Here is a 24,131-nt window from a genome sequence, read left to right as displayed (position 1 = left end):
GAGGGTCCGTGGAATCGGTGGCTTGTTTCACTAAAGAAACAACGATTTATTAATGGAACACCGCGAGAATACCGAGGAAGACAACTTCATGACTAGGTAAAAACCCTAGCCGACGTGCAACCGGGCGTGTACGCCCCATGAAAAAGGGCGGCCGTTTCGGGCCGCCCTTCGAGGGTGGGAGCAGGGTTTGGCTACCCGCCGTAGCGCGCCACGGTCAGGCCTTCCATGTCGATCTCGGGCGCCCTGCCCCCGATCAGGTCGGCCATCACGCGGCCGGTGCCGGCCGCCATGGTCCAGCCGAGCGTGCCGTGGCCGGTGCTCAGCAGCAGGTTGGGCACGCGGGTGGCGCCGATCACCGGCGTGCCGTCGGGCGTCATGGGGCGCAGGCCGGTCCAGAAGGACGCGTCGCGCACCGAACCGCCGCGCGGGAACAGGTCGGTCACGACGTGCTCGAGCGTGTCGCGCCGCCGCGCATCGAGCGCCAGGTCGAAGCCCGAGAGCTGCGCCGTGCCGCCCACGCGAATGCGATCGCCCAGGCGCGTGACGGCGACCTTGAAGGTTTCGTCCATCACGGTCGATTCGGGCGCGCCGCTCGCGTCGCTGATGGGCACGGTGATCGAGAAGCCCTTGACCGGGTACACCGGCAGGTCGATGCCCAACGGCCGCACCAGCGCGGGCGAGTAGCTGCCGAGCGCGACCACGTAGCGGTCGGCGGTGAAATTGCCTTGGTCGGTGCGCACCGCCGTCACGCCCTTCCCCGCGTCGTGCTCGATGGCCTCGATGGTCACGCCGAACCGGAATTGCACGCCCTCGGCTTCGGCCAGCTTGGCGAGCGCCTGCGTGAACTTGAAGCAGTCGCCGGTCTCGTCGCCCGGCAGGCGCAGGCCGCCGACGAACTTGTCTTTCACGGCGCCGAGCGCGGGCTCATACGAGACGCAGCCGTCGCGGCCGAGCACCTGGTAGGGCACGCCGGACGCCTTGAGCACTTCGACGTCTTTCGCGGTGCCGTCGAGCTGTGCCTGCGTGCGAAAGAGCTGCAGCGTGCCCTGCATGCGCTCGTCGTAGCGGATGCCGGTGTCGGCCCGCAGTGCTTTCAGGCAATCGCGGCTGTATTCGGCGAGCCGCACCATGCGGCCCTTGTTGAGTTCGTAGCGCGCCTGCGTGCAGTTGCGCAGCATCGACAAGCCCCAGCGCCACATGGCCGGATCGAGCATCGGCTTGATGACCAGCGGGCTGTGCTGCATGAGCATCCACTTGATCGCCTTGACCGGCACACCGGGCCCGGCCCAGGGCGCCGAGTAGCCGGGCGACACCTCGCCCGCATTGCCGAAGCTGGTTTCGAGTGCGGGCGCCGGCTGGCGCTCCAGCACCGTCACCGCGTGCCCGGCGCGCGCCAGGTAGTACGCCACCGAGGTGCCGATGACACCGCTGCCGAGAATCAGGACCTGCATGACAACCCCTCCCTCTTGAAAGCCGCCATGGGCCGAGGGTACAGGGTCAGCGACCCGGTGCGCACAACATCTCGTTGGTCTCGCGCGTCGACGGCCTCACCCAAAGGGGAAGGCAGTCGGGCCGATGCCGCGCGTCAGAGGGCGTTCAACACGGCCTGCATCGAGGTCAGGCGCGCCTCGTTCTCGTCGGCGTGCGGCCAGTCGGGATGGTGCGCACGGGCGCGCTCGTTCAGTGCCAGTTGGCATGCAATGGCGGCCATTGCCTCGTCGCGCATCGCAGGATCGACCTCGCCCGTGATCTTGAGCTGCCCGAAGGCCGTCGCGACGCGCGCGCGGCATTCGGACTGCAGGTAGGTCTCGTGCATGTCTTCCTTTGCCAGCCATTTCTCGCGCACGTCGGCATCGACTCGGTGCATGGATTTCGGCACGCCGAAGTCCCAGTCGGCGAGCATCTCCTTGAGGAAGCTCGCGACCTTGCCGTTCTTGCCGCCGTCGCGATACCAGTCTTCGAGCAACGAGAGCGTGTCGCTGCCGTCGTCGCTGCCGAAGGGGCTGAAGTCATCGGCCAGGTCGTAGTAAAAATCGTCGGTGGCGAGCGCCACGAAGCGCGGGTGGCTGGTCTCGCGGGCAAGGCCTTCTTCGGGGTCGTCGAAATGGTGGGGCATCGGCTGGCTCCGGGGAAATGAATGTGCGGATGAACAGGCCCTAAAGGCCCAGGGCGTCCTGCAATTGACGTGCCGTCCAGCGCTTCGGGCTTTGCGGCCAGGCCTCGAGCAGCGCGACCATGCGCGCATTGCGCGGTGCGCTCAGGCCATGCTCCTGCGCGAGTCGCACCACCTCGCCGCTGAGCGCGTCGATCTCGGTGCGACGGCCCAGCGCCAGGTCATCGGCCATGCTGGAGCGGGCCTTGGCGTCGATGCGCAGCATGCGCGCCGCGACGATGCGAAACAGCCAGTCGGGCAAGCGCAGCAGCCCAGGCAACCGCCGCGCCGGCACGGCCGCCACCTGCGCGGGCACGATGCCGCCCGTGCGCAGCACGTCCAGCGTTTCGTCGATGAGCGCCGCGAAGCAGCGGCGGTAGCCGCGCTGCATGAGCTCGTCGCGCAGCGGCAGGCCCGACAGCGCATTGACCGGGTTGTTGAGGTTGAGCAGCAGCTTGCCCCACTGGACGGGCAGCAGGTCGGCATGCAGGTCGAGCGGCACGCCGGCGCGTTCGAACACGGGCAGCCAGTCGCGCAGCGCGGGGTCATCTTCCGCGGCCAGACGGCCGGGCGTGCCGCGATGGAAGGCGCCGTCGTCGATCTCCGCCACGTTGTACGGCACCATGCCCGCGCGGATATTGAGCGAGGGGCCGGCCTGCCCTGCGGCGGCGCAATTCGAGATGCCGTTCTGCAGCGAGACGACCGTGGTGCCGGCAGGCAGCGCAAAGGCCAGCTCACGCGCCGCCTCGGCCGTGGCGCCGCTCTTCACGCACAGCAGCACCAGCGCGGGTCGCGCCCCCACCGGCACCTGCTCGCACAGGCGCAGCGTGGGGGCCGCCAGCTTGTGCCGGGCGCCGTCGAGGTCGGTGAGTGTGAGGCCGTGGCGCGCGAGCTTGTCGAGCACACGTGGACGGCCCACAAAGGTGACGGGCACGCCCGCCGCGGCAAGGCTGCCGCCGATGAAACAGCCGATGGTGCCCGCCCCCATCACGAGCACTTCACCGGGGATCGTGTCGGACATGAAGTGCTGTGTGAGGAGTGAGCGAGACGATCTCAGGTACGTTGGGCGACCCAGGCCTGCACCGATTGCAGCGCAGCCGGCAGGCCCGCGGCATCGGTGCCGCCGGCCATGGCCATGTCGGGCTTGCCGCCACCCTTGCCACCGACCTGTTGCGCCACGAAGTTGACCAGCTCGCCGGCCTTGACCTTGCCGATGCTGTCGGCCGTGACGCCGGCTGCGATCTGCACCTTGTCGCCGTCGACGGCGGCCAGCACGATGGCGGCGGTCTTCAGCTTGTCCTTCAGCTTGTCCATGGTGTCGCGCAGCGTCTTGGCGTCGGCGCCGTCGAGCTTGGCCGCGAGCACCTTGATGCCGTTGACGTCCACCGCCTGCGCGATGAGCTCGTCGCCCTTGGACGACGCGAGCTTGCCCTTGAGCGCGCCCACTTCGCGTTCGAGCGTCTTGACCTGCTCGAGCACCTGCGAGAGGCGGCCCTGCAGCTCGGCGGCCGGCGACTTGAGCGTGGCGGCCACGCTGTGCACGGTCGATTCGAGGTCTTGCAGGTACGACAGCGCGTTGGCGCCCGTGACCGCTTCGATGCGGCGCACGCCGGCGGCCACGCCGCCTTCGCTGACGATCTTGAACAGGCCGATGTCGCCCGTGCGGCCCACGTGGGTGCCGCCGCACAGTTCGCGGCTGGTGCCGATGTCGAGCACGCGCACGGTCTCGCCGTACTTCTCGCCGAACAGCATCATGGCGCCGGTCTTCTGGGCCGACTCGAGGTCCATCACGCGGGCCTGCGTGGGCGCGTTGTCCAGGATCTCGGCGTTGACGCGCTTCTCGATCTCGAGAATCTGGTCGCGCGTGACGGGTGCGTTGTGCGCGAAGTCGAAGCGCGTCTTGTCGGCGTCGACCAGCGAGCCCTTCTGCTGCACGTGGTCGCCCAGCACTTCGCGCAAGGCCTTGTGCATCAGGTGGGTGACCGAGTGGTTGCGCATGGTGGCGGCGCGGCGCGCGGTGTCGACCGCGGCCTTGACCGCGTCGCCGACCTTCAGCGTGCCTTGCGTTTGCGTGCCGTGGTGGCCGAACACGTCGGCCTTGATCTTCTGCGTGTCGTCGACGCCGAACTGCACGCCTTCGGCCACGAGCACGCCCTGGTCGCCGACCTGGCCGCCGCTCTCCGAATAGAACGGCGTGGTGTCGAGCACCACGATGCCGCTCTGGCCTTCCTTCAGTTCATTGATGGCCACGCCGTCGAGGTACAGCGCGACGACCTTGGCGTTTGCTTCCAGGTGGTCGTAGCCGGTGAAGGTGTTGCCCGCGCCGGCGTACTCGACGTTGCGGTCCATCTTGAACTTGCCGGCGGCACGGCCCGCAGCCTTCTGCTTTTCCATCGCGGCGTGAAAGCCCGCTTCGTCGACGCTCAGGCCGCGCTCGCGGCACACGTCGGCCGACAGGTCGAGCGGGAAGCCGTAGGTGTCGTGCAGCTTGAAGGCGACATCGCCCGGCAGCACCTTGGCATCGCCGGCCAGCGCCGCGTCGAGGATTTCCATGCCGATCGCCAGGGTCTCGAAGAAGCGCTCTTCCTCAGCCTTCAACGTCTGGGTGATGTGCTTCTCGTCGGCCACCAGCTTCGGGTACGCGTCGCCCATGAGCTTCACGAGGTCGGGCACCAGCTTGTGGAAGAAGGGCTTCTTCTGGCCCAGCTTGTAGCCGTGGCGGATGGCGCGGCGAATGATGCGGCGCTGTACGTAGCCGCGGCCTTCGTTCGACGGAATGACGCCGTCGGCCACCAGGAACGAGGTGGCACGGATGTGGTCGGCGATCACGCGCAGCGAGTTGTTCGACAGGTCTTGCGTGCCAGTCTCACGGCCGGCGGCCTTGATGAGCGCGTCGAAGATGTCGATTTCGTAGTTGCTGTGCACGTGCTGCAGGATCGCCGCCAGGCGCTCCAGGCCCATGCCGGTGTCGACGCAGGGCGCGGGCAGTTTCTTGACCGAGCCGTCGGGCTGCATGTCGAACTGCATGAACACGTTGTTCCAGATCTCGATGTAGCGGTCGCCGTCTTCATCGGGCGAGCCGGGCGGGCCGCCGGCGATCTCGGGGCCGTGGTCGAAGAAGATCTCGGAGCACGGGCCGCAGGGGCCCGTGTCGGCCATCATCCAGAAGTTATCGGACATGTAGCGGCCGCCCTTGTTGTCGCCGATGCGCACCACGCGCTCGGGCGGCAGGCCGATCTCTTTCGTCCAGATGTCGTAGGCCTCGTCGTCCTCGATGTAGACGGTGGCCCAGAGCTTTTCGGCCGGCAGCTTGTAGACCTGGGTCAGCAGCTCGAAGGCCCACTTCAGCGAATCGCGCTTGAAGTAGTCGCCGAAGCTCCAGTTGCCCAGCATCTCGAAGAAGGTGTGGTGGCGCGCGGTGTAGCCCACGTTCTCGAGGTCGTTGTGCTTGCCGCCGGCACGCAGGCAGGCCTGCACCGAGGCGGCGCGCACGTAGGGGCGCTTGTCTTCGCCGAGGAACACGTCCTTGAACTGGACCATGCCCGAGTTCGTGAACATGAGCGTCGGGTCGTTGCCCGGCACCAGCGAGCTCGAAGGCACCACCGTGTGGCCCTTGGAGGCGAAGAAATCGAGAAAGGTCTTGCGGATGTCCGCGACCGTGAATGTGGGCTGGCTCATCTTTGGATTTCGTCTGCCGTCAGGGCGGCCTGGCGATGGCGACCCTGCGTCGAAACCACTGCGTTGAACCGGCCTAACTGCTTGATTTGCTTGAACAATCGATTATAGGTTTGCGCATGGTGCCCGGGCCCGCCCCGGGCCTTGCGCGCACGCGATCCGAAAGCCGGGGCTAATATGGACGGCTGAAGCGGCGCGCGCCCTCCCCGGCTGCAGCCTGTTTCTTCCCTGTTTTCATCGGCAACCATGAATCAAGGAGCACGCATGGCGGGTCAGGCCTCAGCACCTCACTGGAAGATCGAAGACCTCGATTTCTCCCGCATCGCACGCGAGCAGGTGCGCACGGACGAAAACCTCTTCTACCTGGTGGCGTCGGCCTCCTTCATCGAGAGCGGCTCCGACCTGTACACCCAGAACCTGGTCGATTTCTTCCAGGGCGACGACGAGGTCACCGAGTGGCTGTCGAACCACTGGGAACAAGAAGAGTTGCAGCACGGCCAGGCCCTGCGCGCGTACGTGCGCCACGTGTGGCCCGAGTTCGACTGGGACACCGCCTACCGCGGCTTCCTGGCGGAGTACGCGACCTACTGCAAGGTCGAGCTGCTGGCCCCGACCCGCGCCCTGGAAATGACTGCCCGCTGCGTGGTCGAGACCGGCACCGCCACCTACTACCGCGCCATGGCCCGCAGCACCACCGAGCCGGTGCTGCGCGACCTGGCCACGCGCATCGCGACCGACGAGGTCAACCACTACAAGCACTTCTACCGGTTCTTCCGCCGCTATCGGACGCAGGAGCGGCTGAACCGCTTCCGCGTGATGGGCACCATCGGCCGGCGCACGCTGGAGCTGAAGAGCGAAGACGCTGACTGCGCCGTCCGCCACGTGGTGAAGGCCCGCGCCCCGCACCGCGCCGACGACGCGGCCTACGTGCGGCAGCTCAGCGCGCGCATGAACAGCACCATCCGCACCCACCTGAGCCCCGGCGCCGCGCTCAAGATGCTGATGCGCCCGCTGGAGCTGCCGCCCCCGGTGCAGACGGTGATCCAGTACCCGATCCGGCAGTTCATGGAGCACGTCTTCCTGCGCTGAAGGGCCAAAAATGCCGAAAAACAGGCAAAAAAAACCCAGCACGCTGCTGGGCTGAATCTCTGGATTGCTGTCACGCACAGAGAACCCGCACTGGAAGCGAGTCCGCAAAATTTAGGGCCAGCGCCGCCCCGGGGTTGTCAGACAACACCGACAGTTCTGCACGATCGTGCAGGCCGGAGGCATCCACGCAAGTTCAAAAAACTGCCAAATTCTTCACACTTTTTAACTTGTCCTACGGTTACGACATTTTTCAGCTGACATGCTGAGCGCGTGTCCTCACCGAGGATGCAACTGCTGTCACGCAACAGGGCCGCAAAAGAAGAGCTCTCTGTTTGCCTTAGAGCGCGCCCCTTCGGGGGCCCCTCGAGATACCCGCTTCGGCGGGTATTTTTTTGCCCGCCGCGGGCCGCCCATCGCGCTACCACATCGAAATGACGGGTTTTCCCAATCCGATGGGGACAATGTTGTGGAGAACCTTGTGTGCAGCGCGTGAAACCGTTGCCTGGCGGGGCCTGCAACACGGTGCCTGCGAAAGAGGCAGCGGAGGTAAAAAACCCGGGGAAATATTTTTCTCGGCGTTTTCGCCACAGTCCTGGCGGCCATTCAGAACGCGCCGAGGCGATCGGCGACGTAGTTTTGGCACCGTCCGCCTGCCATCAGCCTCGTCGAGCCCGCCAGATCTGCTGCCGAGGCAGTGAGCGTCGACCGGGTTGCCCTCTTCAGCGGAACACGCTTTCGAGATCGACCTCTTCCGCGCTGTCGTCGAGCTTCAGGCTCTGCTCGATGTGGTCGAGGTGATGCAGCATCAACTTCTCGGCGCGCGCCGCGTCGCCGCGGTTCACGGCGGCGACGATTTCCTCGTGCTCGTCCGCGCGGCAACTCGTGGCCGTGGGCGCGTCGTACAGCGAGATGATCAGGCAGGTCAGTACCGACAGCTCGCGCATCGAGCGCGCCAGCGCCGAGTTGCCGGCCAGCTCGGCCAGCAGCACATGGAACTCGCCCGACAGCCGCACGATGGCGCGCTTGTCGTCGCGGCGGCGTGCGTCGGCTTCGAGTTCGATGTGGCGTTGCAGGCGCTCCCGCTTGGCGTCGTCGAGCGTGTGGATGAGCCGGCGCAGCACGCCCGGTTCGATGAGGCGACGCGCTTCGAACACATCTTGTGCCTGCTCGATGGTGGGCTTGGCGACGAAGGCGCCGCGTTGCGGCACCAGCTCGACGATCTGTTCGTGCGCCAGCCGGGCCAGCACCTCGCGCACCTTGGCGCGGCTGGTCGCGAAGATCGTGGCCAGCCGGTCTTCGCCCAGCTTCGTGCCCGGTGCGAGACGGTGTTCCAGGATGGCGGCCGAAATTTTCTCGGCGATCTCGTCGACGCTGTGTTCGCGGGCGTTGGGGGCACCGGTCGTGCCGGTGGCGCCAGCGGCGCCGTTCGCGCTGGTCTTGCGGGCTGGGGCTTTGGTGGGCATCGGCGCCGATTCTATCGGCGCCCCCTCCAGGCTGCAGTGCGCCACGGGGCCCACCGCCTCAGCCTGGCGCGCGTGCGCCGTCGCGCGCCAGCAGCCGCGCCAGCGCTTCTGGCAGCCCCTGGTTCGGCTTGATCGGCGGCGGTGCAAAACTGCCCAGCCGCGCCGGCGCGGGCGCCAGCGACACGAGCGTCTGCGCATGGCACACGGCGCTCGACACGCCGTCGACCACCGGCACCGGAATGCGGTCCTTGATCGAGCGCGCCAGGCCCGCCAGCGGCGCGCCGGCAATGATGATCACGTCAGCGCCGTCGTCCTCGATGGCCGACATGCACAGGGCCTCCAGGCGCTGGCCGTGGTCGTCCTGCACGTGGCCGATGTCCTTGAGCGGACCGTCGAGGCTGCGGATGCTCGCGAGCCGGTCGATGAGGCCGTTGGCCTGCACGCACTCGCGGTACCAGGCCGTGATGCGGCGCGAGATCGCGATGATCGAGAAGCGCTTGCCCAGCAGGCACGCGCTCATCAACGCCGCTTCGGTGAGGCCGACCACGGGAATGTCGAGCGCCTCGCGCAGGCCATCGATGCCGGGGTCGCCGAAGGCCGCGACCACGATGGCGTCATGCTGCGTGTGGTGCTCCGCTGCGAGCGTGGCGGCAGCGTAGGCGCCGATCAGCGATTCGAAGCGGGTCTCGATGTAGGCCACGCCGAAGGGCGCCGTGAGCACCTCGATGCGCGTGTCGCTCGCGGCCGCGCGCCGGGCTTCGGCCGCGATCAGGTCGGAGACGCTTTGCGAGGTGTTGGGGTTGATCAGTAGCAGGTTCATGGCAATGTCTCCAGGCGAAAGGCTCAGGCCGGTCGGCGGCTCGGCAGCAAGGTGGGCTCGCCCCGGCGCAGGAATTCTCCGCGTCCAGCGCGCGGATGGAAGCGTTCGCCGTCCCACACGACTTCGCCGCGTGCCAGCGTCAGCGCCGGCCAGGCTTTCACCTCGATGCCCTCATAGGGCGTGTAGTCGACGTCGTGGTGCAGGTCGGCGTTGCGGATCGCGCACGGCGTGGTGCCCCAGACCACGAGGTCGGCATCGGCGCCGACGGCGATCGTGCCCTTGCGCGGGTGCAGCCCGTAGGCCTTGGCGGGGTTGGTGGACGTCAGCTCGACGAACTTGTTGATGGTGATGCGCCCGTCGAGCACGCCGTGCGAGAACAGGAGCGGCAGCCGCGTCTCGATGCCCGGAATGCCGTTGGGGATGTGGCGGAACGCGACCTCTTCGCCACCGGGCTTCTTGCCCTCGGGCGCGTCGTAGCGGAACGGCGCGTGGTCCGACGAGAAGATCGTGAAGAGCCCATCGGACAGCCCGTTCCAGATCACCTGCTGGTTCTCGCGGTTGCGCGGCGGCGGGCTGCAGACGCAGCGCGCGCCCTGGTAGCTGTCGTCGATGCCCAGGTCTTCGGCGGTCAGGAACAGATACTGCGGGCAGGTTTCGGCGAACACGCTCAGGCCATGCGCGCGCGCCCAGCGGATCTGCTCGACGGCTTCGCGCCCCGACACGTGCACGATCATGATCGGCACGTCGACCAGCTCCGACAGCGCAATGGCGCGGTGCGTCGCCTCGCGCTCGACCAGCATCGGCCGCGAGTGCGCATGAAAGCGCGGCGCGGTGCGCCCGTTGGCTTCGAGCCGCTTGGTCAGCCACTCGATGCAGTCGGCGTTCTCGGCGTGGATCATGGCCATCGCGCCCTGCTCCCGCGCCACCGACAGCACGTCGAGGATCTGGCCGTCGTCCAGCTTCAGATCGTCGTAGGTCATGTAGATCTTGAACGAGGTGTAGCCCTCGGCGATGAGCTGCGGCAGCTCGTGCTTGAGCACTTCTTCAGTCGGGTCGCTCACGATCAGGTGGAAGGCGTGGTCGACGTGGGCGCGGCCCTCGGCGCGCTGGTGGTAGTCCTGCACGGCGGCGCGCAGCGACTGGCCCTTCTGCTGCGCGGCGAACGGGATCACGGTGGTCGTGCCGCCGCAGGCCGCGGCGCGCGTGCCGGTGTCGAAGTCGTCGGCCATGCGCACGGGCGGCTCCATCGGCTGGTCGAGGTGGCAGTGGGCGTCGACGCCGCCCGGCGTCACGTAGCGGCCGGCGGCATCGATCTCCTGCCGACCGGGCGGCAGGCCGAGGCCCAGCTGCACGATGCGGCCGTCGCGGATGCCAATGTCCGAATCGAAGGTGTCGCTGGCGGTGGCAACGCGGGCGTTGCGCACCACGAGATCGAGGTCGCGGAAGGTCATGGTCTTTCTGTGCTTTTCTGTCTATGTCTGGCGGGATCGGTGGGTCTCAGGCCTTCGCGTCGAACAGCCGGCCCCAGCCCTTCACGGCGCTCGGATCGACACCGACCGTCTTCAGCGCGCGCCAGACCACGGTGGCCACTGAGTCGTAGATCGGGATGCCGAGCTCGCGCTCCATCTCCTCGACCAGTTGCGCGCCGCTCAGGTTCGTGCACATGATCGTGATGGCGTCGGGGCGCTGCTGCGCCACTTCGCGCAGCATGCGGCGCAGCGTGTCGGGCTCGACCTCGCTGAACGAGAAGTTCACCGTGAGGTCGAGGTGCCGCTCGGCCACGCAGTCGATGCCGATGCCCGCGTAGTTGGCGACGATGCGCTGCTGCACGTCGTCGACGTACGGCGACACCAGCCCCAGCGTGCGCGCGCCCTGCGCGGTGAGCAGTTCGTTGAGCGCCAGCACCGAGGTGGTCGCCGGAATGCCGGTTGCCTCGGTGATGCGCGCGCACAGCGCCTGGTCTTTCTCGAAGCCGAGCCAGCTGGCCGAGGTGCCGCTCCAGCAGATGGTGTCGACGCGCGCGTCGGCCAGCAGCCGTGCGGCTTCGAGGATCTTGCGGTCATCGAACTGGTTCAGCGATGCGTCGCGCATCGAGATCTCGGTGACGGTGAAGCGCGAGAAATGCGCCGAGACGCCGGGCACGCCCGCGACCATCGCACTGGTCAGCGGCTCGAGCGCGGTGTTCGACGAAGGCGTGAGCACGCCGATGAGTTTGCGAGGGGTCATAGGAGTCGAATGGGTGGGATCAGACCGGCAGCTTCTTGCTGTAGTCGATCAGCATCGTCGAGCAGACGAACAGGCCCGCGCCGGCGGCCGTGAACAGCATGAGCGCCATGAAGTACGAGCCCGTGGCCTGCACGATCAGGCCGACCACGATCGGCACGCCAATGCCCGCCACGTTGCCGCCGAGGTTCATCGTGCCGCCCAGGAAACCGACCCGGGCACGCGTGCCGAGGATCGAGGGCACGCACCAGAACAGGCCGCACCAGCGCAGGAAGAACAGCGTGACCGACAGCAGCACGACCACGGCGATCGGGTCGGTGATGCGCGTCACCATGAAGATGGCGATGGTCGCGATGATCGACGAGATGCCGAACAGCGTGCGCAGCACCTTGCTCTGCGAGGCGCCGGCGGCCATCCATTTGTCGGCCAGCCAGCCGCCGAACATTTCGCCGACGAAGCCCGAGAAGAACATGATGAACACCGCGCCGCCCATCTGCTTGATGTCGAAGCCGTGCACCTTCGACAGGTAGTTGGGCATCCACGTGAGCAGGCCGTAGAACAGCGCGTTGAAGCACATCCAGCCGAAGAACATGCCCCACACCGAGCGGTAGCGGAAGAAGTCGAGCACACGGCCGCTTGCATTGGCCGATTCCTTGGCGGCGTCGGCGGCGTGGCTGGCCTCGATGTAGCGCGCCTCGGCTTCGTTCACGTCGGGATGCTGGCGCGGATGGTTGCGGATGTAGCGCCAGGCGAAGTAGCCGGCGATCACGGTGCCGACACCGGCGATGACGAAGGCCAGGCGCCACGAGCCGAGCACGGCGATCAGCGCCGAGATCAGGATCGCGCCCAGCGCCGCACCCAGGGGCGCGCCGCCGTCGAGCAAGGTGGCGCCGCGCCCGCGTTCGGTCTGCGTCATCCAGATGCCGTTGAGCTTGCCGCCCGCGGGGTAGATCGGCGCTTCGGCCGCGCCCAGGCCCAGCCGCGTGAGCAGCAAAGGCATCCAGCCCGTGCAGACGGCGGCGATGGCCTGGAAGAAGCCCCAGCCCACCGTGGCGCCGGCGATGACGACGCGCGGGCCGAAGCGGTCGGCCAGCATGCCGCCCGGGATCTGCATCAGCGCATAGGTCCAGAAGAACGAGCTGAGCAGCAGGCCCTGCACGGCCGGGCCGATGTCGAATTCCTTGGCGATCAGCGGCATGGCCACCGAGAGCGAGGCCCGGTCGATGTAGTTGATCGAGATCAGGAACAACATCATCAGGAAGATCTTCCAGCGCACCTTGGTGGGCTGGAGCGTGGCATCGGGTGCTGCGGCGGTCGCTGCGGCGGTCGCCTTGGCGCCGTCCGTCATGGTGTTTTGCATCGGTTTGTCTCCTTGCAGTGGCACGGATGCCAGCTTGCAAGGAAACGACCCGGCACGCTGGCGAACTTTGCAGTCGCGGGTCGGGCTGGTCCGGGCCAGTGCACCACCGAGGCTGTGGAGCGGAATTTAGACTTTGTCGAAATCAACGTCAACAACAATGTCGACAATCTTGTTAACGATAATGGAAAGCACCTAGCCCGCAGCCCCTTTCCGAGGGATCACGCGGCGTGGGCGGCCGGTGTTTCCGCAAAGTACGCCATCGCCGCCGCCACCCCGCTGCCGGCCATCGGCACGCCCGCCAGCTTGAAACCCATCTCGACGCCGGTCAAGGCGGCCATGAGCGTCAGGTCGTTGCAGTCGCCCAGGTGGCCGATGCGGAACATGCGGCCCCGGAGCTTGCCCAGGCCCGCGCCCAGCGACAGGTCGAAGCGCTGGTGGATGAGGCGACGCAGCGCGTCGGCATCGACGCCCTGCGGGGTGATGACGCCGGTCAGCACGGGCGAGTGCACGCGCTCGTCGGCGCACTGTGTCGGCAGGCCCCAGGCCTGCACGGCGGCGCGCACGCCGCGGCCCCAGCGCTGGTGGCGCGCGAAGATCACGGGCAGGCCCTGCTCGAGCACCATGTCCAGCGCCTCGCTGAGGCCGTACAGCAGGTTCGTGCTCGGCGTGTAGGGCCAGTAGCCGCCCTGGTTCATCTCGATGATCTCGTCCCAGGCCCAGAAGGCCTTGGGCAGACGCGCCGTCTTCGCCACCTCCAGCGCCTTGGGCGACACCGCGTTGAAGCTGATGCCCGGCGGCAGCATGAGGCCCTTCTGCGAGCCGCTGATGGTGACGTCCACGCCCCATTCGTCGTGCCGGTAGTCGGCGCTCGCGAGGCCCGAGATGGTGTCGACCATCAACAGCGCCGGATGGCCCGCCGCATCGATCGCGCGGCGCACCGACGCGATGTCGGAGGTGACGCCGGTCGAGGTCTCGTTGTGCACCACGCACACGGCCTTGATGTGGTGCGTGGTGTCCTGGCGCAGGCGCTGCTCGATCAGGTCGGCCTGCACGCCGTGGCGCCAGCTGCGCGGCAGGCCGGTTTCGTCGCTGCCTTCGAGCGCGAGGAACTCGGGCTCCAGGCCGAGCCGGCACGCCATCTTCTGCCACAGCGTCGCGAAGTGGCCGGTCTCGAACATCAGCACGTGGTCGCCGGGGCTCATCACGTTGACGAGCGCGGCCTCCCACGCGCCGGTGCCCGACGCGGGATACACGACGACCGGGTGCCGGGTCTGGAACACCTGCTGCAGCCCGCTGATGACCTTCTTGCCCAGCGTGGCGAACTCGGGCCCGCGGTGGTCGATGGTCGGCAGGCTGATGGCCCGCAGGATGCGGTCGGGCACAGGGCTGGGGCCCGGAATCTGCAGGAAGTGGCGGCCGCTGGGATGGTTGTCGAGCGCGATCATGGATGTGTCTCCGTTCTGTGTTCTGGTTGGGGGATTGAAAGGTTCTAGAGCTGCACCGACGCGTGGCCGATGCCCGGGAATTCAGCGGTGACGAGGTCGCCCTCGCCCGCTTCGAGAATGCCGACCCACGTGCCGGTCGTGACCACGGTGCCGGCCGCGACGGTCTCGCCGTTCCGCGTGGCATGGCGCAGCCACACGGGCAGCAGCCAGGCGGGGTCGCCGAGCGAATGCGTGCCGCGGCGCATCACGGTCGCGCGCGCGCCGATGCGCACCTCGCAGGCTTGCACGGCCCAGTCGCGTGCCACGAACGGCACCCACTCGCCGAGCACCAGCGCACCGTGCGATTGCAGGTCGGCCAGCTTGCACAGCGCGGGCGCGTCGATGGCTTCCTGCCAGCGCGAATCGACGATCTCGATCGACACTGTCATCGCATCGACCAGGGCGCGTGCGCCGTCGACGTCGAGCGTCGCCGCCAACGCCGCATCGACATCACGCCCGATCCGCAGCGCGATCTCGGCTTCGATGCCGCGAATGTGGAACGGCCAGTCGCCCGCCGTTGCCGGGCTGGGCCACACGCCGCGCGGCGGCAGCGGTGCGTGGGTCAGCACCGCATCGCGCGACGGGCCGCCGGCTTTCCAGTACCGGGGCGGCGCAGTGCCGAACCAGCCGAGCGCCTGCGCCACCTGTTGCTGCACGGCGTAGGCATCGTCGGCCTGCGTGAGCAGGTCGGCCATCGACGCAGCGGGACACGTGACGTGCGCACCGCGCGCACGCACCAGCGCCTCGGCCACAGCGTCGATTCTTGAAAGGGACATAGCGGTTACCTCCAGTGATCTCGGGAAAAAAACAGGAAAAATTCAGAAGCTCGCGCGCAGCGGCGCAAACCCCTTCACGTCCACCCGCACGGCGGTGCCCTGCGAGGCGAACAACATGCCGGTGCACGAACCGGTCGTCACGACCTGGCCGGCCCGCAGGCCCTGGCCCCGGGCCGCGCCCTGGTTGGCCAGCCACACGAGCAGCGCACCGACGTCGGGGTGCGTGTGCTCCCCGACCGTGTGGGCGACCACCTGCTCGTCGAAATGCATCAGGACCTCGGTCTGTGCCAGGTCGAGCCACGCGCGCTCGAAAGGCACGGGCTCGCCGAGCACCAGGCCGCCGTGGCACAGCAGGTCGGCCAGCAGCGCCGAAGGGCTGGCGTCGAGCCAGTCGATCAGGCGGGTCTCCGCCACCTCGATCACGGGCAGCACTGAGGCAATGGCACCGGCGACCTCGTCGCGCGTGTAGGGCGCCGCGCGCGGCGGCAGGTCGGCGCCGAGGCGAAACGCGAGTTCGGCCTCGACACCGCGCAGATGCCATGCGCCGCCGACCAGCGACGCGCCGCCGGGCACCAGCCCTTCGGCCGGTAGCGGCGCGCACGCGGGCTCGCGGCCCGGCGCGCTCGCACCGACCTTCCAGCCGCCGACAGTGCCGAGCGCCGCCAGCGTCGCATCCTGGATGGCGTAGGCCGAGTGCCAGTCGTGCAGCGGCAGCAGCGACGACATCACGCGCCGGCCGTCGCGCCGCGCGCGGCACAGCGCCTGCGCGGCTTCGGCCGGCAAGAGCTGCGGTGCGACGGCCTCGGCCAGCGTCACAACACGGGGAAGCGCTGCCACGGATGGGCCTGTTCGAATGAGCGCGCGAGCGCGAGCAAGGCGTCGTCCGCCCCTTCGCGCGCCACGAGCTGCACGCCGACCGGCATCGGTCCCGCAAAGCCGCAGGGCAGCGCGATGGCGGGCAGGCCCACGGCGTTCGCAAAACCGGCGAACACCGCATGGCCGCGCGGGCCGACCTCGCGCCCGTCGATGCGCGTCGGATGCGTCTCGCCGGCGGGCCACGGCAACGCGGCCGCGGCCGGTGTCAACAGGAAGTCGTAGCGGTCGAACAGCTGCGCGAGCGTGTTGCGCAAGCGCTCGGCCTCGTACAGCAGCTCGAACAGCTCAGCCGCGCTGGCCTTGCGCCCGTTCTCCGCATTCGCCTGCATCACCGGCCCGAACAGCGACGGATCGAAGGGCCGGCTCGACAGCTCCTGCGGATGCGCCACCAGCCAGGCCAGCCCGACCTGCGCCAGCAGCGGCCAGCGCTGGTTGACCGCCTCGACGAGGCCGAAGTCCTGCGCTGTCGTGACCTCGTGGCCGAGCGCAGCCATGTGCCGCGCCGTCGCTTCGGTCAGCGCCGCGATCTGCGGATCGACCGGGTGATCGCCGAAGCGTGGAATGAAAAGAATGCGCACGCGTTGCAGGCCTGCGCCCTCTTCCACCGGCCGGTCGCCGATCACCTGCATCACCGCCGCCACGTCGGCCACGCTGCGCGCGATCGGGCCCGCAACCTCGAAGCCCAGAAAGATCGGCGGCAGCCCGTCGCCACGCGGCACGCGTCCGCGCGAAGGCTTGAACCCGACCAGGTTGGTGTGCGAGGCCGGCCGGCGGATCGAGCCCCCGCCATCAGTGCCCAGCGCGATCGGGCAGCCGCCCGCGGCCACCAGCGCCACTGCGCCACCCGACGAGCCGCCGGGCGTGAGCGTCGGGTCCCACGGGTTGCCGGTGGGGCCGAACACCGGGTTGTCGGTGTAGCCCTGCATCGTGAACTCGGGCACGTTGGTCTTGCCGAAGATCACGGCGCCGGCTTCGCGCAGCTTCGCCACCGGCAGCTCGTCGCGCGTGGCCACCACGCCGGCCAGCGCGCGGCTGCCCCAGTGCGTCGGCAGGCCGCGCACCTGCAGGTTGTCCTTGATGGTGACGGGCACGCCGTCGAGCGCGCCGAGCGCCCGGCCGTTGCGCCAGCGCGCCGTGCTTTGCTCGGCCGCGTGCGTGGCGCCTTCGCTGTCGAGCGTGATGAGTGCGTTGAGCCGCGGGTTGACCTCGGCGCTGCGCTGCAGGCAGGCATGCAGCGCGTCGGTCGGGGTGAACGCCGCATCGCGATAGCCGGCCGCGAGCTGCGCCGCGTCGAGTTGCCAGAGCGGTGTGGTGCTGTGCATTGCGGCGTGCCTCACATGTGCGCCGGCAGCCACGTCACCAGCTGCGGCACGGCCATCAGCAGCAGCGTGAACAGGATCATGATCAGCGCGTACGGCAGCGCACCCCAGATCGCGTCCTGGATGCCGCCCTTGTCGGGACGGATGCCATGCACCACGAACAGGTTCATGCCCACCGGCGGCGTGATCAGGCCCAGCTCGCACATCAGCACGATGAAGATGCCGAACCAGATCGGGTCGACGCCTACGGCAATGGCGATCGGATAGGTGATCGGAATGGTCGCCACCTGCATCGACAGCACGTCCATGAACATGCCCAGGATCAGGTAGAACACGATGAGCGCCAGGATCAGCCCCGTGGCCGACAGGCCCTGGCTCGCGACCCACTTCGTCATCGACTCGGCCACGCCCGTGAGGCTCACCGTCAGGTTGAGGATGAAGGCGGCCACGACGATCAGCAAGATCATCCCGCTCACGCGCGCCGTCGAGATGAAGCAGTTGCGCAGCAGCTCCCAGTTGAGCTTGCCCGACTGCCAGACGAAGCCCAGCGCCGCGAGCACGCCCAGCGCCGCGCTCTCGGCCGCCGTGGCGATGCCGAAGTACAGGCTCCCCATCACGATGCCGAACACCACCGCCGGCGGCACCAGGTGCACCAGCACGCGCAGCCGCTCGCGCATCGGCACCTTGGGCTCGCGCATCGCGTTGCCGCTGGCCAGGCTCGACACGGCGATCCACAGCATGAAGCTCAGCGTGAGCAGCAGGCCCGGGACGATGCCGGCGACGAACAGCTTGCCGATCGAGTTGTTGGTGAGCGAGCCGTACACGATCATGTTCACGCTCGGCGGGATCAGGATGCCCAGCGTGCCGCCCGCAGCCAGGCTGCCCAGCGACGCGCGCATCGGGTAGCCGCGCCGCTGCAGCGACGGCAGCGCCACCGTGCCGACCGTGGCCGCGGTGGCCACCGACGAGCCCGAGGTGGCCGCGAACAGCGCGCAGCTGCCGATGTTGGTGTGCAGCAGCCCGCCCGGCAGGCGGCCCAGCCACGCCGACAGCGCGATGTACATGCGGTCGGCAATGCCCGAGCGCAGCAGCAGCTCGCCGAGCAGCACGAACAGCGGCACCGACGTGAGCAGGCTCTCGTTCTGCACGCCCCACACGACCGGCGCGATCGAGTCCATGAAGGGCGCGCCGTAGGCGGCAATCCCGCCGATGATGCCGATGGCCGCCATCGACACCGCGATCGGCAAGCCGAGCAGCATCAACGCGAGCATCGCGAAGAATGCGAATCCGATCAGGGCGATGTTCATGGTGCGGCTCCTTCGGCGTGCTGCCGTGCCTTGAGGTCGTCGAGTTCTTCCTTCAGCTCTTCCTTCGCGCTCTTGGGATGGAAGTCGCTGTTCAGCTTGCGGATGTCGCCGCTGGCCAGCAGCCGCGTCGCGCGCCAGGCCAGCGCGCAGGCCACGAGCGCGAAGATCACGAGGCCCGCGTACCACACGCCTTGCGGAATGATCAGCGGCGTGGCCCACGGCGTCTGCGCGGTGCTGCGATAAGCCGTCGTGTCCTGGATCACCTTGAATGCGACCCAGGCGATGAACAGCGCGAACACCGCCAGCGAGACGATCGAGAGCCAGTTCAGCAGCGCCTGCACGCGCGGCGGAAACTTGTCGTGGAACACGTCCACGCGGATGTGGTTGCGCCCCAGCAGCGACAGGCTGAAGGCCAGCGTCGAGCCGACCGCCAGCGCGTAGCCGCCCAGCTCGTCCGCGCCCTGCAGCGAGACGTTGAACAGCTTGCGCGAGATCGTCTCGATGGCGACGATGAACGCCAGCCCCAGGAAGATCGCGCCGAAGGCCGTGGCCAGCACGGTCTCCATGCGGGCCCTGAAGTCGGCGCGCCGAGTGTGCGCAGAGGCCGCCGTGGCGGGTTGCCGGTCGCGGGTCATGGCGGCGCTGTTCATTGCAGGCCCAGCACCGGTGCCACCGTCGCCTGCCAGGTCTTCAGGCAGGTCGGGTTCGACTTGTTGCACACCTCGGCCCACACCGGCAGCGACACCTTGTTGACCGCGCCGCGCAGCAGCTCGGTATCGGCGGGCGCGACGGGCACGTCGATCAGCTTGAACTTCTTGCCGGTGGTGCACGGGTCCTTGCCGGCGTTGCAGTTCAGCGCGTCCTTGAAGAGCTCTTCGGAGTACTTCCACATGTCGTCGCTCAGCGTGTCGAAGGCCTGCTTCATCTTGACCTTGGCCTCGGGCGCCAGCGCGTTCCACGACTTCATCGTCATGCCGTAGCCGTTCAGGGCCATCTGGAAGCCGATCGGCATCTGGTGCGTCGTCACCTCCGGCCAGCCGGCCGAGTTGGCCGAGCTGGGCCCGGTGATGGCGCAGTCGACCACGCCCAGCGACAGCGACTGGTGCGTGTCGGCGAACGACACCGGCACCGGCGTGCCGCCCACCATCTCGATGAACTTGGCCAGGTTCTGGTCGTACACGCGGACCTTCAGGCCCTTGATGTCGGCCAGCTTGGCGATCGGCTTCTTGCAAAAGAGGATCTGCGGGCCGAACGGCCACACGGCCAGCAGCTTCACGCCGAACTGCGCCTGCAGGCGCGCATCGGCCGTGTCGAAGTAGGCCTTGGCCACCTTGCGCCCCGTGACGTAGTCGGGCGCCGCGCCCACCAGGTCCAGGCCGAGGATCGTGGGCTCGTCGCGCGAGTTCTGCGACACGCGCAGCGACACGATGTCGAACAGGCCTGCCTTCATCACGCGCAGCTGCTCGGTGTCCTTGATGCCCAGCGTGTCGATGGGCTTGTAGTCGACATCGATCGGCAACCCGGTGCGGGCCGCGAAGTTCTCGAAGAAGGGCTGCTCCTTGTTCTTCTGGAGCAGGCCGGTAGCCAACGGCTGGCCGATGGCTTTCATCTTGATGCGGTCTTGCGCGTGGGCCGCGGGCAACGCGAGCACCACGGCCAAGGCAACTGTGGCGAATGACTTGAGGCGAAGGTGAAACGGCATGAAAACTCCAGCAGAGGTGAGTAGGAGGGAACGGGACGACATCGAATGAAAGACGTGCCATTGAATCCCGCAGCGGCGCAGCGCAGCGGACTATCCCGCTGCGCGGGACAGCCAAAAAAACTGGTTTGGAATCAAGCACTTGGCGCGTTGCGCCAGTGGAAGACGCGCCGAAGACGAGGGGCCTTCAGCGACCGCCGTAGGCGGCAGTGATCTCGTCGGCGGCGGCGCGCACGGTGGCGCCCAGGTGCAGGAAGTCGGTGCTCTTGATGCGCTGCGTCGGGCCGACCAGCGAGATCGCGCCGAAGGGCTGGCCATGCTCGTCGCGGATGGCCGCGGCAATGCAGCGCAGGCCGACCGCGTTCTGCTCGTCGTCGATCGCATGGCCCGCGCGGCGCACCTCGCCCAGCGTTTCATGCAGCCGCGAGGCGCGCGCGATCGTGTTGTTCGTGAGCTTGGGCAGGCCGTAGGTGCGCAGGTACTGCAACACGTCGTCTTCCGACATCGCAGCCAGGATCGCCTGCCCCATCGCGGTGCCATGCAATGGCGCACGGAAGCCCGGCTTGCCGATGGCGCGCATGAGTTCGCGGCTCTCCACCTGCGTGACGAACACGATGTCGCCCAGGTCGGCAATGCCCAGGTTGATGCTCTCGCCCGTGCTGTCGCGCAGCCGACGCATCACCGGCAGCGCCAGGTGCGCGATGCGGCGGCGCCGCCCGAAGGCCGCGCCCACCGAGAAGCAGCGCACACCCACGTACCAGAGGTTCGTCTCGCGATCGAACTGCACGAAGCGCCGCTGCTCCAGCGTGGTGAGCAGCCGGTGCGCGGTCGACGACGACAGCCCCGTGTGCGCCGCGATGTCGACCAGCCGGAAGCCTTCGTCGTCCTCGGCAAGGAGTTCGAGCAACTGCATGGCGCGCGTCAGCGACTGCACCGTGCTGTCGTTGTCGCGGTCGATGCGGGTGACTTTGGGGGTCTTGGTGGAGGTGCGCGGCGAGCTGGCAGTCATGGCGGGCGTTGTGCAAATTGCGTGCCATCCGGCCTGCCCGTCCGGCACGCCATCCGGTCGCCGATGGTCTGCGACAACGCGCGCGTCAAAAACAGTGTTTACACTGATGTCGACATTTCAATGCAACCCCGCCACGATGGGCCGCCGCGCGCCGCCTGCAAGGGGCGGCCATGGCAGCGGTGGCTGGCCTTACGCCAGGGGCAATTCGCGCATGAGGTTGCTGCGCACCCACGTGAACGCGCCCGACGCGAGGTTGCTGGCCTGCCAGCGGCGGAATTCGGGGTCGGCGGACAACAGGTCCGTGACCTTGGCGTACGCGGTCGCGTTCTCGAACTGCACGGTCAGGACATAGTTGCCCAGTTCGCCTGCCGCCACGCTCCAGAACTGCGGGTTCGACGCGCCATGTTTCTTCCAGAGCGCCGCGCCCGCCTTCACGGCGTCGATGACGGCCCCGAGATCGGCGCCGGAATTGGGTCGCAGAACATATCGCGCTTCGTAGGCCATGGAAGTCTCCTTCGTCACCGCAAGAGACCGACATTGAAGCACCGGGGCGCGCGCGGGGCAAACGGCATGTGTGGCGCCCGCCGCTGCGCGCTGCCCAGGCGGCGGCCCCGAGGTCCAAACGGCTGGCGGCTAATCCACCGTCACATTGCCGTCCTTGACCAGCTTGGCGAACTTGCTCGTCTCCGCCCGGATGCGCGCGGCCATCTCGCTGGAGGTGTCGCCGATCGGGTCGGCGCCGATCGCGTGCATGCGTTGCGCGAAGTCCGGCGACTTGATGATCTTCACCATCTCGGCATTCAGCTTGCTCACCACCTCCTTCGGCGTGGCGGCCGGCGCCAGCACACCGAACCAGGTGCCGATGTCGAAACCCTTCAGGCCGGCTTCTTCGAGCGTGGGCACGTCGGGCAGCACCGACGAGCGCTTGGCCGTGGTCACGGCGAGCGCCCGCAGCCTTCCGCCCTTGATGTGCTGCAGCACCGGCGTGATGGTGTCGAAGGACATCGCCACCTGGCCGCCCAGCAGGTCGGTGGTCAGCGGGCCGCTGCCCTTGTAGGGCACGTGCAGCAGCCGAGCCCCGGTGCTGGTCTGGAACTGGGTGCCGATCAGATGCTGGGCCGTGCCGTTGCCGTTCGATCCGTAGGCGAGTTCGGTGGTCGAGCCCTTGGCGAACGCCACGAGTTCGGCGACGTTCTTTGCGGGCGTGAGCGCCGCGTTGACCACCAGCACGTTGGGCACCATGGCGACGGTGGTGATGGGCGCCAGGTCTTTCTGGAAGTCGTAGGGCAGCTTCTTGTAGACGCTGGTGGCAATGGTGTGATGCACCGCGCCCATCAACAAGGTGTAGCCGTCGGGCTTTGCCTTGGCGACGTAGTCGGCACCGAGCGTGGCGCCCGCCCCCGGCTTGCTCTCGACGATGACCGCCTGGCCGAGGCTCTTGGACAACGCGTCGGCCAGTGCGCGTGCCAGCACGTCCGTCGTGCCGCCCGAGGGAAACGGCACGACGATGCTGATCGGCTTCGACGGCCAGGCGTCCTGTGCCGATGCCCAGGGCACGAGCAAGGCGCCGGCCGTGGCGGCAACCAGCTGGACCACGCGGCGGCGCATGAGGGGGGAAGAAAGTTTCGTCATTTTTTGTCTCCGTGCACGTCGCCTGGCGCGCAGGCCAAGGATCGTTTGTTGAAATGAATCGAAAGATGCGGTGTCGCCCTCAGGCCGCCTTGCGCGGCGCGCCGGCGGCAAGCCGCGCGGTCATGGCCCGCGTGACCTCGGCCGTCGTGGCCTCGCCACCCAGGTCCCGCGTGTGCAGTGACTTGTCGGCGGTGACGGCCTCGATGGCCTGCATCACTTGCGCCGCGGCCTCGGTTTCGCCGAGGTGCTCGAGCAGCATCACGACCGACCAGAAGGTGCCGACCGGGTTGGCCAGGCCCTTGCCCATGATGTCGAAGGCCGAGCCGTGGATGGGCTCGAACATCGACGGATAGCGGCGCTCGGGGTCGATGTTGCCGGTGGGCGCAATGCCCAGGCTGCCGGCCAGCGCGGCGGCCAGGTCGCTCAGGATGTCGGCATGCAGGTTGGTCGCGACGATGGTGTCCAGTGAGGCGGGCCGGTTGACCATGCGCGCGGTGCAGGCGTCGACCAGTTCCTTGTCCCAGGTCACGTCGGGGAACTCTTTGGATATCTGCAACGCGATCTCGTCCCACATCACCATCGCGTGGCGTTGCGCGTTGCTCTTGGTGACCACGGTGAGCAGCTTGCGCGGCCGCGAGCGGGCCAGGTTGAAGGCGAAACGCATGATGCGTTCGACGCCCGCGCGGGTCATCATGCTCACGTCGGTGGCGGCCTCGATGGGGTGGCCCTGGTGCACGCGGCCGCCCACACCGGCGTACTCGCCCTCGGAGTTCTCGCGCACGATCACCCAGTCGAGCTGGCCCGGCGCGCAGCGCTTGAGCGGGCCGTCGATGCCCGGCAGGATGCGCGTAGGCCGCACGTTGGCGTACTGGTCGAAGCCCTGGCAGATCTTCAGGCGCAGGCCCCACAGCGTGATGTGGTCGGGAATGTGCGGATCGCCCGCGGAGCCGAAAAGAATGGCGTCCTTGCCGCGCAGCGCATCGAGGCCGTCGTCCGGCATCATCACGCCGTGGGCGCGGAAGTAGTCGCCGCCCCAGTCGAAGTCTTCGAACTCGAAGCGGAAGCGGTCGCTGGTGGCAGCCAGCGCCTGCAGCACCTCGCGGCCGGCCGGCACGACCTCCTTGCCAATGCCGTCGCCGGGAATGGTTGCGATCTTGTAGGTCTTCATGAAGGGTCTGTGGTCGGTGAATGGAGTGGTGCCCACTCTACGAACTCGACAGCCCGCGGCATCGCGCCTAGAGTCAAAG

21 protein-coding genes are annotated in these 24,131 nt (G+C 68.0%); 1 reads left to right on the top strand and 20 read right to left on the bottom strand.

All coding sequences use genetic code 11. The features are described 5' to 3' along the window. Positions 1-191: 191 nt before the first annotated feature. The 4 genes from AAG801_RS15750 to alaS all read right to left on the bottom strand — a co-directional run bounded on the left by AAG801_RS15750 (position 192) and on the right by alaS (position 5,830). The gene (locus AAG801_RS15750; protein WP_341889210.1) at positions 192-1,451 is read right to left on the bottom strand and encodes a D-amino acid dehydrogenase; all 1,260 of its coding nucleotides are present in this window, start codon (positions 1,449-1,451) and stop codon (positions 192-194) included. Between the two features lie 134 nt (positions 1,452-1,585). Next, positions 1,586-2,116 (bottom strand): MolR family transcriptional regulator, encoded by a 531-nt coding sequence (locus AAG801_RS15745; protein WP_341889209.1) that lies wholly within the window; start codon positions 2,114-2,116, stop codon positions 1,586-1,588. 40 nt (positions 2,117-2,156) lie between these two features. Further along, positions 2,157-3,173, bottom strand: a complete 1,017-nt coding sequence (locus tag AAG801_RS15740; protein ID WP_101492798.1) for a 2-dehydropantoate 2-reductase — start codon at positions 3,171-3,173, stop codon at positions 2,157-2,159. Positions 3,174-3,205: 32 nt separating this feature from the next. After that, positions 3,206-5,830 carry an alanine--tRNA ligase gene (alaS, locus tag AAG801_RS15735; protein WP_341889208.1) on the bottom strand — a complete coding sequence of 875 codons (2,625 nt, stop codon included), beginning with the start codon at positions 5,828-5,830 and terminating at the stop codon, positions 3,206-3,208. A gap of 261 nt (positions 5,831-6,091) precedes the next feature. On the opposite strand from alaS, the gene AAG801_RS15730 reads away from it, so the two are divergent. Beyond that, positions 6,092-6,916, top strand: coding sequence for a ferritin-like domain-containing protein (locus AAG801_RS15730; protein WP_341889207.1), 825 nt, complete (start codon positions 6,092-6,094; stop codon positions 6,914-6,916). A 719-nt stretch (positions 6,917-7,635) separates the two neighbouring features. On the opposite strand, the gene AAG801_RS15725 is transcribed toward AAG801_RS15730, so the two are convergent. From AAG801_RS15725 to AAG801_RS15650, 16 genes are all read right to left on the bottom strand, one after another. Next, positions 7,636-8,379 carry a GntR family transcriptional regulator gene (locus tag AAG801_RS15725; protein ID WP_341889206.1) on the bottom strand — a complete coding sequence of 248 codons (744 nt, stop codon included), beginning with the start codon at positions 8,377-8,379 and terminating at the stop codon, positions 7,636-7,638. A gap of 58 nt (positions 8,380-8,437) precedes the next feature. Beyond that, positions 8,438-9,199, bottom strand: coding sequence for an aspartate/glutamate racemase family protein (locus AAG801_RS15720; RefSeq protein WP_341889205.1), 762 nt, complete (start codon positions 9,197-9,199; stop codon positions 8,438-8,440). A 23-nt stretch (positions 9,200-9,222) separates the two neighbouring features. After that, positions 9,223-10,650, bottom strand: a complete 1,428-nt coding sequence (hydA, locus tag AAG801_RS15715; RefSeq protein ID WP_341889204.1) for a dihydropyrimidinase — start codon at positions 10,648-10,650, stop codon at positions 9,223-9,225. A gap of 46 nt (positions 10,651-10,696) precedes the next feature. Beyond that, positions 10,697-11,425, bottom strand: a complete 729-nt coding sequence (locus AAG801_RS15710; RefSeq protein ID WP_341889203.1) for an aspartate/glutamate racemase family protein — start codon at positions 11,423-11,425, stop codon at positions 10,697-10,699. Positions 11,426-11,444: 19 nt separating this feature from the next. After that, positions 11,445-12,677, bottom strand: coding sequence for an MFS transporter (locus AAG801_RS15705; protein WP_341889222.1), 1,233 nt, complete (start codon positions 12,675-12,677; stop codon positions 11,445-11,447). Positions 12,678-13,000: 323 nt separating this feature from the next. After that, entirely contained in the window at positions 13,001-14,227 is a 1,227-nt protein-coding gene (locus AAG801_RS15700) for an aminotransferase class V-fold PLP-dependent enzyme (protein WP_341889202.1), read from the bottom strand. A 44-nt stretch (positions 14,228-14,271) separates the two neighbouring features. After that, positions 14,272-15,042 (bottom strand): fumarylacetoacetate hydrolase family protein, encoded by a 771-nt coding sequence (locus tag AAG801_RS15695; RefSeq protein ID WP_341889201.1) that lies wholly within the window; start codon positions 15,040-15,042, stop codon positions 14,272-14,274. Between the two features lie 42 nt (positions 15,043-15,084). Further along, on the bottom strand, positions 15,085-15,879 hold the full coding sequence (locus AAG801_RS15690) for a fumarylacetoacetate hydrolase family protein (RefSeq protein WP_341889200.1): 795 nt from the start codon (positions 15,877-15,879) through the stop codon (positions 15,085-15,087). Then, complete coding sequence (locus AAG801_RS15685; protein WP_341889199.1) at positions 15,855-17,240, bottom strand: amidase; 1,386 nt, start codon at positions 17,238-17,240, stop codon at positions 15,855-15,857. Before AAG801_RS15685 ends, AAG801_RS15690 begins: the two co-directional genes overlap by 25 nt. Positions 17,241-17,251: 11 nt before the next feature. Further along, positions 17,252-18,544, bottom strand: coding sequence for a TRAP transporter large permease (locus AAG801_RS15680; protein WP_341889198.1), 1,293 nt, complete (start codon positions 18,542-18,544; stop codon positions 17,252-17,254). Then, the gene (locus tag AAG801_RS15675; RefSeq protein ID WP_341889197.1) at positions 18,541-19,194 is read right to left on the bottom strand and encodes a TRAP transporter small permease; all 654 of its coding nucleotides are present in this window, start codon (positions 19,192-19,194) and stop codon (positions 18,541-18,543) included. The genes AAG801_RS15680 and AAG801_RS15675 overlap by 4 nt, the downstream gene beginning before the upstream one ends. Further along, positions 19,191-20,246 (bottom strand): TRAP transporter substrate-binding protein, encoded by a 1,056-nt coding sequence (locus tag AAG801_RS15670; protein ID WP_341889196.1) that lies wholly within the window; start codon positions 20,244-20,246, stop codon positions 19,191-19,193. The genes AAG801_RS15675 and AAG801_RS15670 overlap by 4 nt, the downstream gene beginning before the upstream one ends. A gap of 184 nt (positions 20,247-20,430) precedes the next feature. Then, on the bottom strand, positions 20,431-21,252 hold the full coding sequence (locus AAG801_RS15665) for an IclR family transcriptional regulator (RefSeq protein ID WP_101493904.1): 822 nt from the start codon (positions 21,250-21,252) through the stop codon (positions 20,431-20,433). Between the two features lie 189 nt (positions 21,253-21,441). After that, positions 21,442-21,756: an NIPSNAP family protein gene (locus tag AAG801_RS15660; RefSeq protein WP_101493905.1), complete on the bottom strand. Its 315-nt coding sequence runs from the start codon at positions 21,754-21,756 to the stop codon at positions 21,442-21,444. A gap of 129 nt (positions 21,757-21,885) precedes the next feature. Further along, on the bottom strand, positions 21,886-22,884 hold the full coding sequence (locus AAG801_RS15655; protein ID WP_341889195.1) for a tripartite tricarboxylate transporter substrate binding protein: 999 nt from the start codon (positions 22,882-22,884) through the stop codon (positions 21,886-21,888). A 79-nt stretch (positions 22,885-22,963) separates the two neighbouring features. Next, complete coding sequence (locus AAG801_RS15650) at positions 22,964-24,052, bottom strand: tartrate dehydrogenase (RefSeq protein WP_341889194.1); 1,089 nt, start codon at positions 24,050-24,052, stop codon at positions 22,964-22,966. Between the last annotated feature and the right edge of the window lie 79 nt (positions 24,053-24,131).

It is taken from the genome of Variovorax sp. YR752, from assembly GCF_943372545.1.
Note: the sequence above shows the minus strand (reverse complement) of the source record. Positions and strands in the feature narration are given on the sequence as shown.

What these genes read in the sequence shown, in the direction of transcription:
- AAG801_RS15655 (WP_341889195.1), bottom strand. Translation starts at nt 22,884, where the DNA reads ATGACGAAACTTTCTTCCCCCCTCATGCGCCGCCGCGTGGTCCAGCTG.
- AAG801_RS15700 (WP_341889202.1), bottom strand. Translation starts at nt 14,227, where the DNA reads ATGATCGCGCTCGACAACCATCCCAGCGGCCGCCACTTCCTGCAGATT.
- AAG801_RS15705 (WP_341889222.1), bottom strand. Translation starts at nt 12,677, where the DNA reads ATGATGTTGTTCCTGATCTCGATCAACTACATCGACCGGGCCTCGCTC.
- AAG801_RS15665 (WP_101493904.1), bottom strand. Translation starts at nt 21,252, where the DNA reads ATGACTGCCAGCTCGCCGCGCACCTCCACCAAGACCCCCAAAGTCACC.
- AAG801_RS15650 (WP_341889194.1), bottom strand. Translation starts at nt 24,052, where the DNA reads ATGAAGACCTACAAGATCGCAACCATTCCCGGCGACGGCATTGGCAAG.
- AAG801_RS15730 (WP_341889207.1), top strand. Translation starts at nt 6,092, where the DNA reads ATGGCGGGTCAGGCCTCAGCACCTCACTGGAAGATCGAAGACCTCGAT.
- AAG801_RS15670 (WP_341889196.1), bottom strand. Translation starts at nt 20,246, where the DNA reads ATGCCGTTTCACCTTCGCCTCAAGTCATTCGCCACAGTTGCCTTGGCC.
- AAG801_RS15740 (WP_101492798.1), bottom strand. Translation starts at nt 3,173, where the DNA reads ATGTCCGACACGATCCCCGGTGAAGTGCTCGTGATGGGGGCGGGCACC.
- hydA (WP_341889204.1), bottom strand. Translation starts at nt 10,650, where the DNA reads ATGACCTTCCGCGACCTCGATCTCGTGGTGCGCAACGCCCGCGTTGCC.
- AAG801_RS15710 (WP_341889203.1), bottom strand. Translation starts at nt 11,425, where the DNA reads ATGACCCCTCGCAAACTCATCGGCGTGCTCACGCCTTCGTCGAACACC.
- AAG801_RS15725 (WP_341889206.1), bottom strand. Translation starts at nt 8,379, where the DNA reads ATGCCCACCAAAGCCCCAGCCCGCAAGACCAGCGCGAACGGCGCCGCT.
- AAG801_RS15695 (WP_341889201.1), bottom strand. Translation starts at nt 15,042, where the DNA reads ATGTCCCTTTCAAGAATCGACGCTGTGGCCGAGGCGCTGGTGCGTGCG.
- AAG801_RS15660 (WP_101493905.1), bottom strand. Translation starts at nt 21,756, where the DNA reads ATGGCCTACGAAGCGCGATATGTTCTGCGACCCAATTCCGGCGCCGAT.
- AAG801_RS15680 (WP_341889198.1), bottom strand. Translation starts at nt 18,544, where the DNA reads ATGAACATCGCCCTGATCGGATTCGCATTCTTCGCGATGCTCGCGTTG.
- AAG801_RS15750 (WP_341889210.1), bottom strand. Translation starts at nt 1,451, where the DNA reads ATGCAGGTCCTGATTCTCGGCAGCGGTGTCATCGGCACCTCGGTGGCG.
- alaS (WP_341889208.1), bottom strand. Translation starts at nt 5,830, where the DNA reads ATGAGCCAGCCCACATTCACGGTCGCGGACATCCGCAAGACCTTTCTC.
- AAG801_RS15685 (WP_341889199.1), bottom strand. Translation starts at nt 17,240, where the DNA reads ATGCACAGCACCACACCGCTCTGGCAACTCGACGCGGCGCAGCTCGCG.
- AAG801_RS15745 (WP_341889209.1), bottom strand. Translation starts at nt 2,116, where the DNA reads ATGCCCCACCATTTCGACGACCCCGAAGAAGGCCTTGCCCGCGAGACC.
- AAG801_RS15720 (WP_341889205.1), bottom strand. Translation starts at nt 9,199, where the DNA reads ATGAACCTGCTACTGATCAACCCCAACACCTCGCAAAGCGTCTCCGAC.
- AAG801_RS15675 (WP_341889197.1), bottom strand. Translation starts at nt 19,194, where the DNA reads ATGAACAGCGCCGCCATGACCCGCGACCGGCAACCCGCCACGGCGGCC.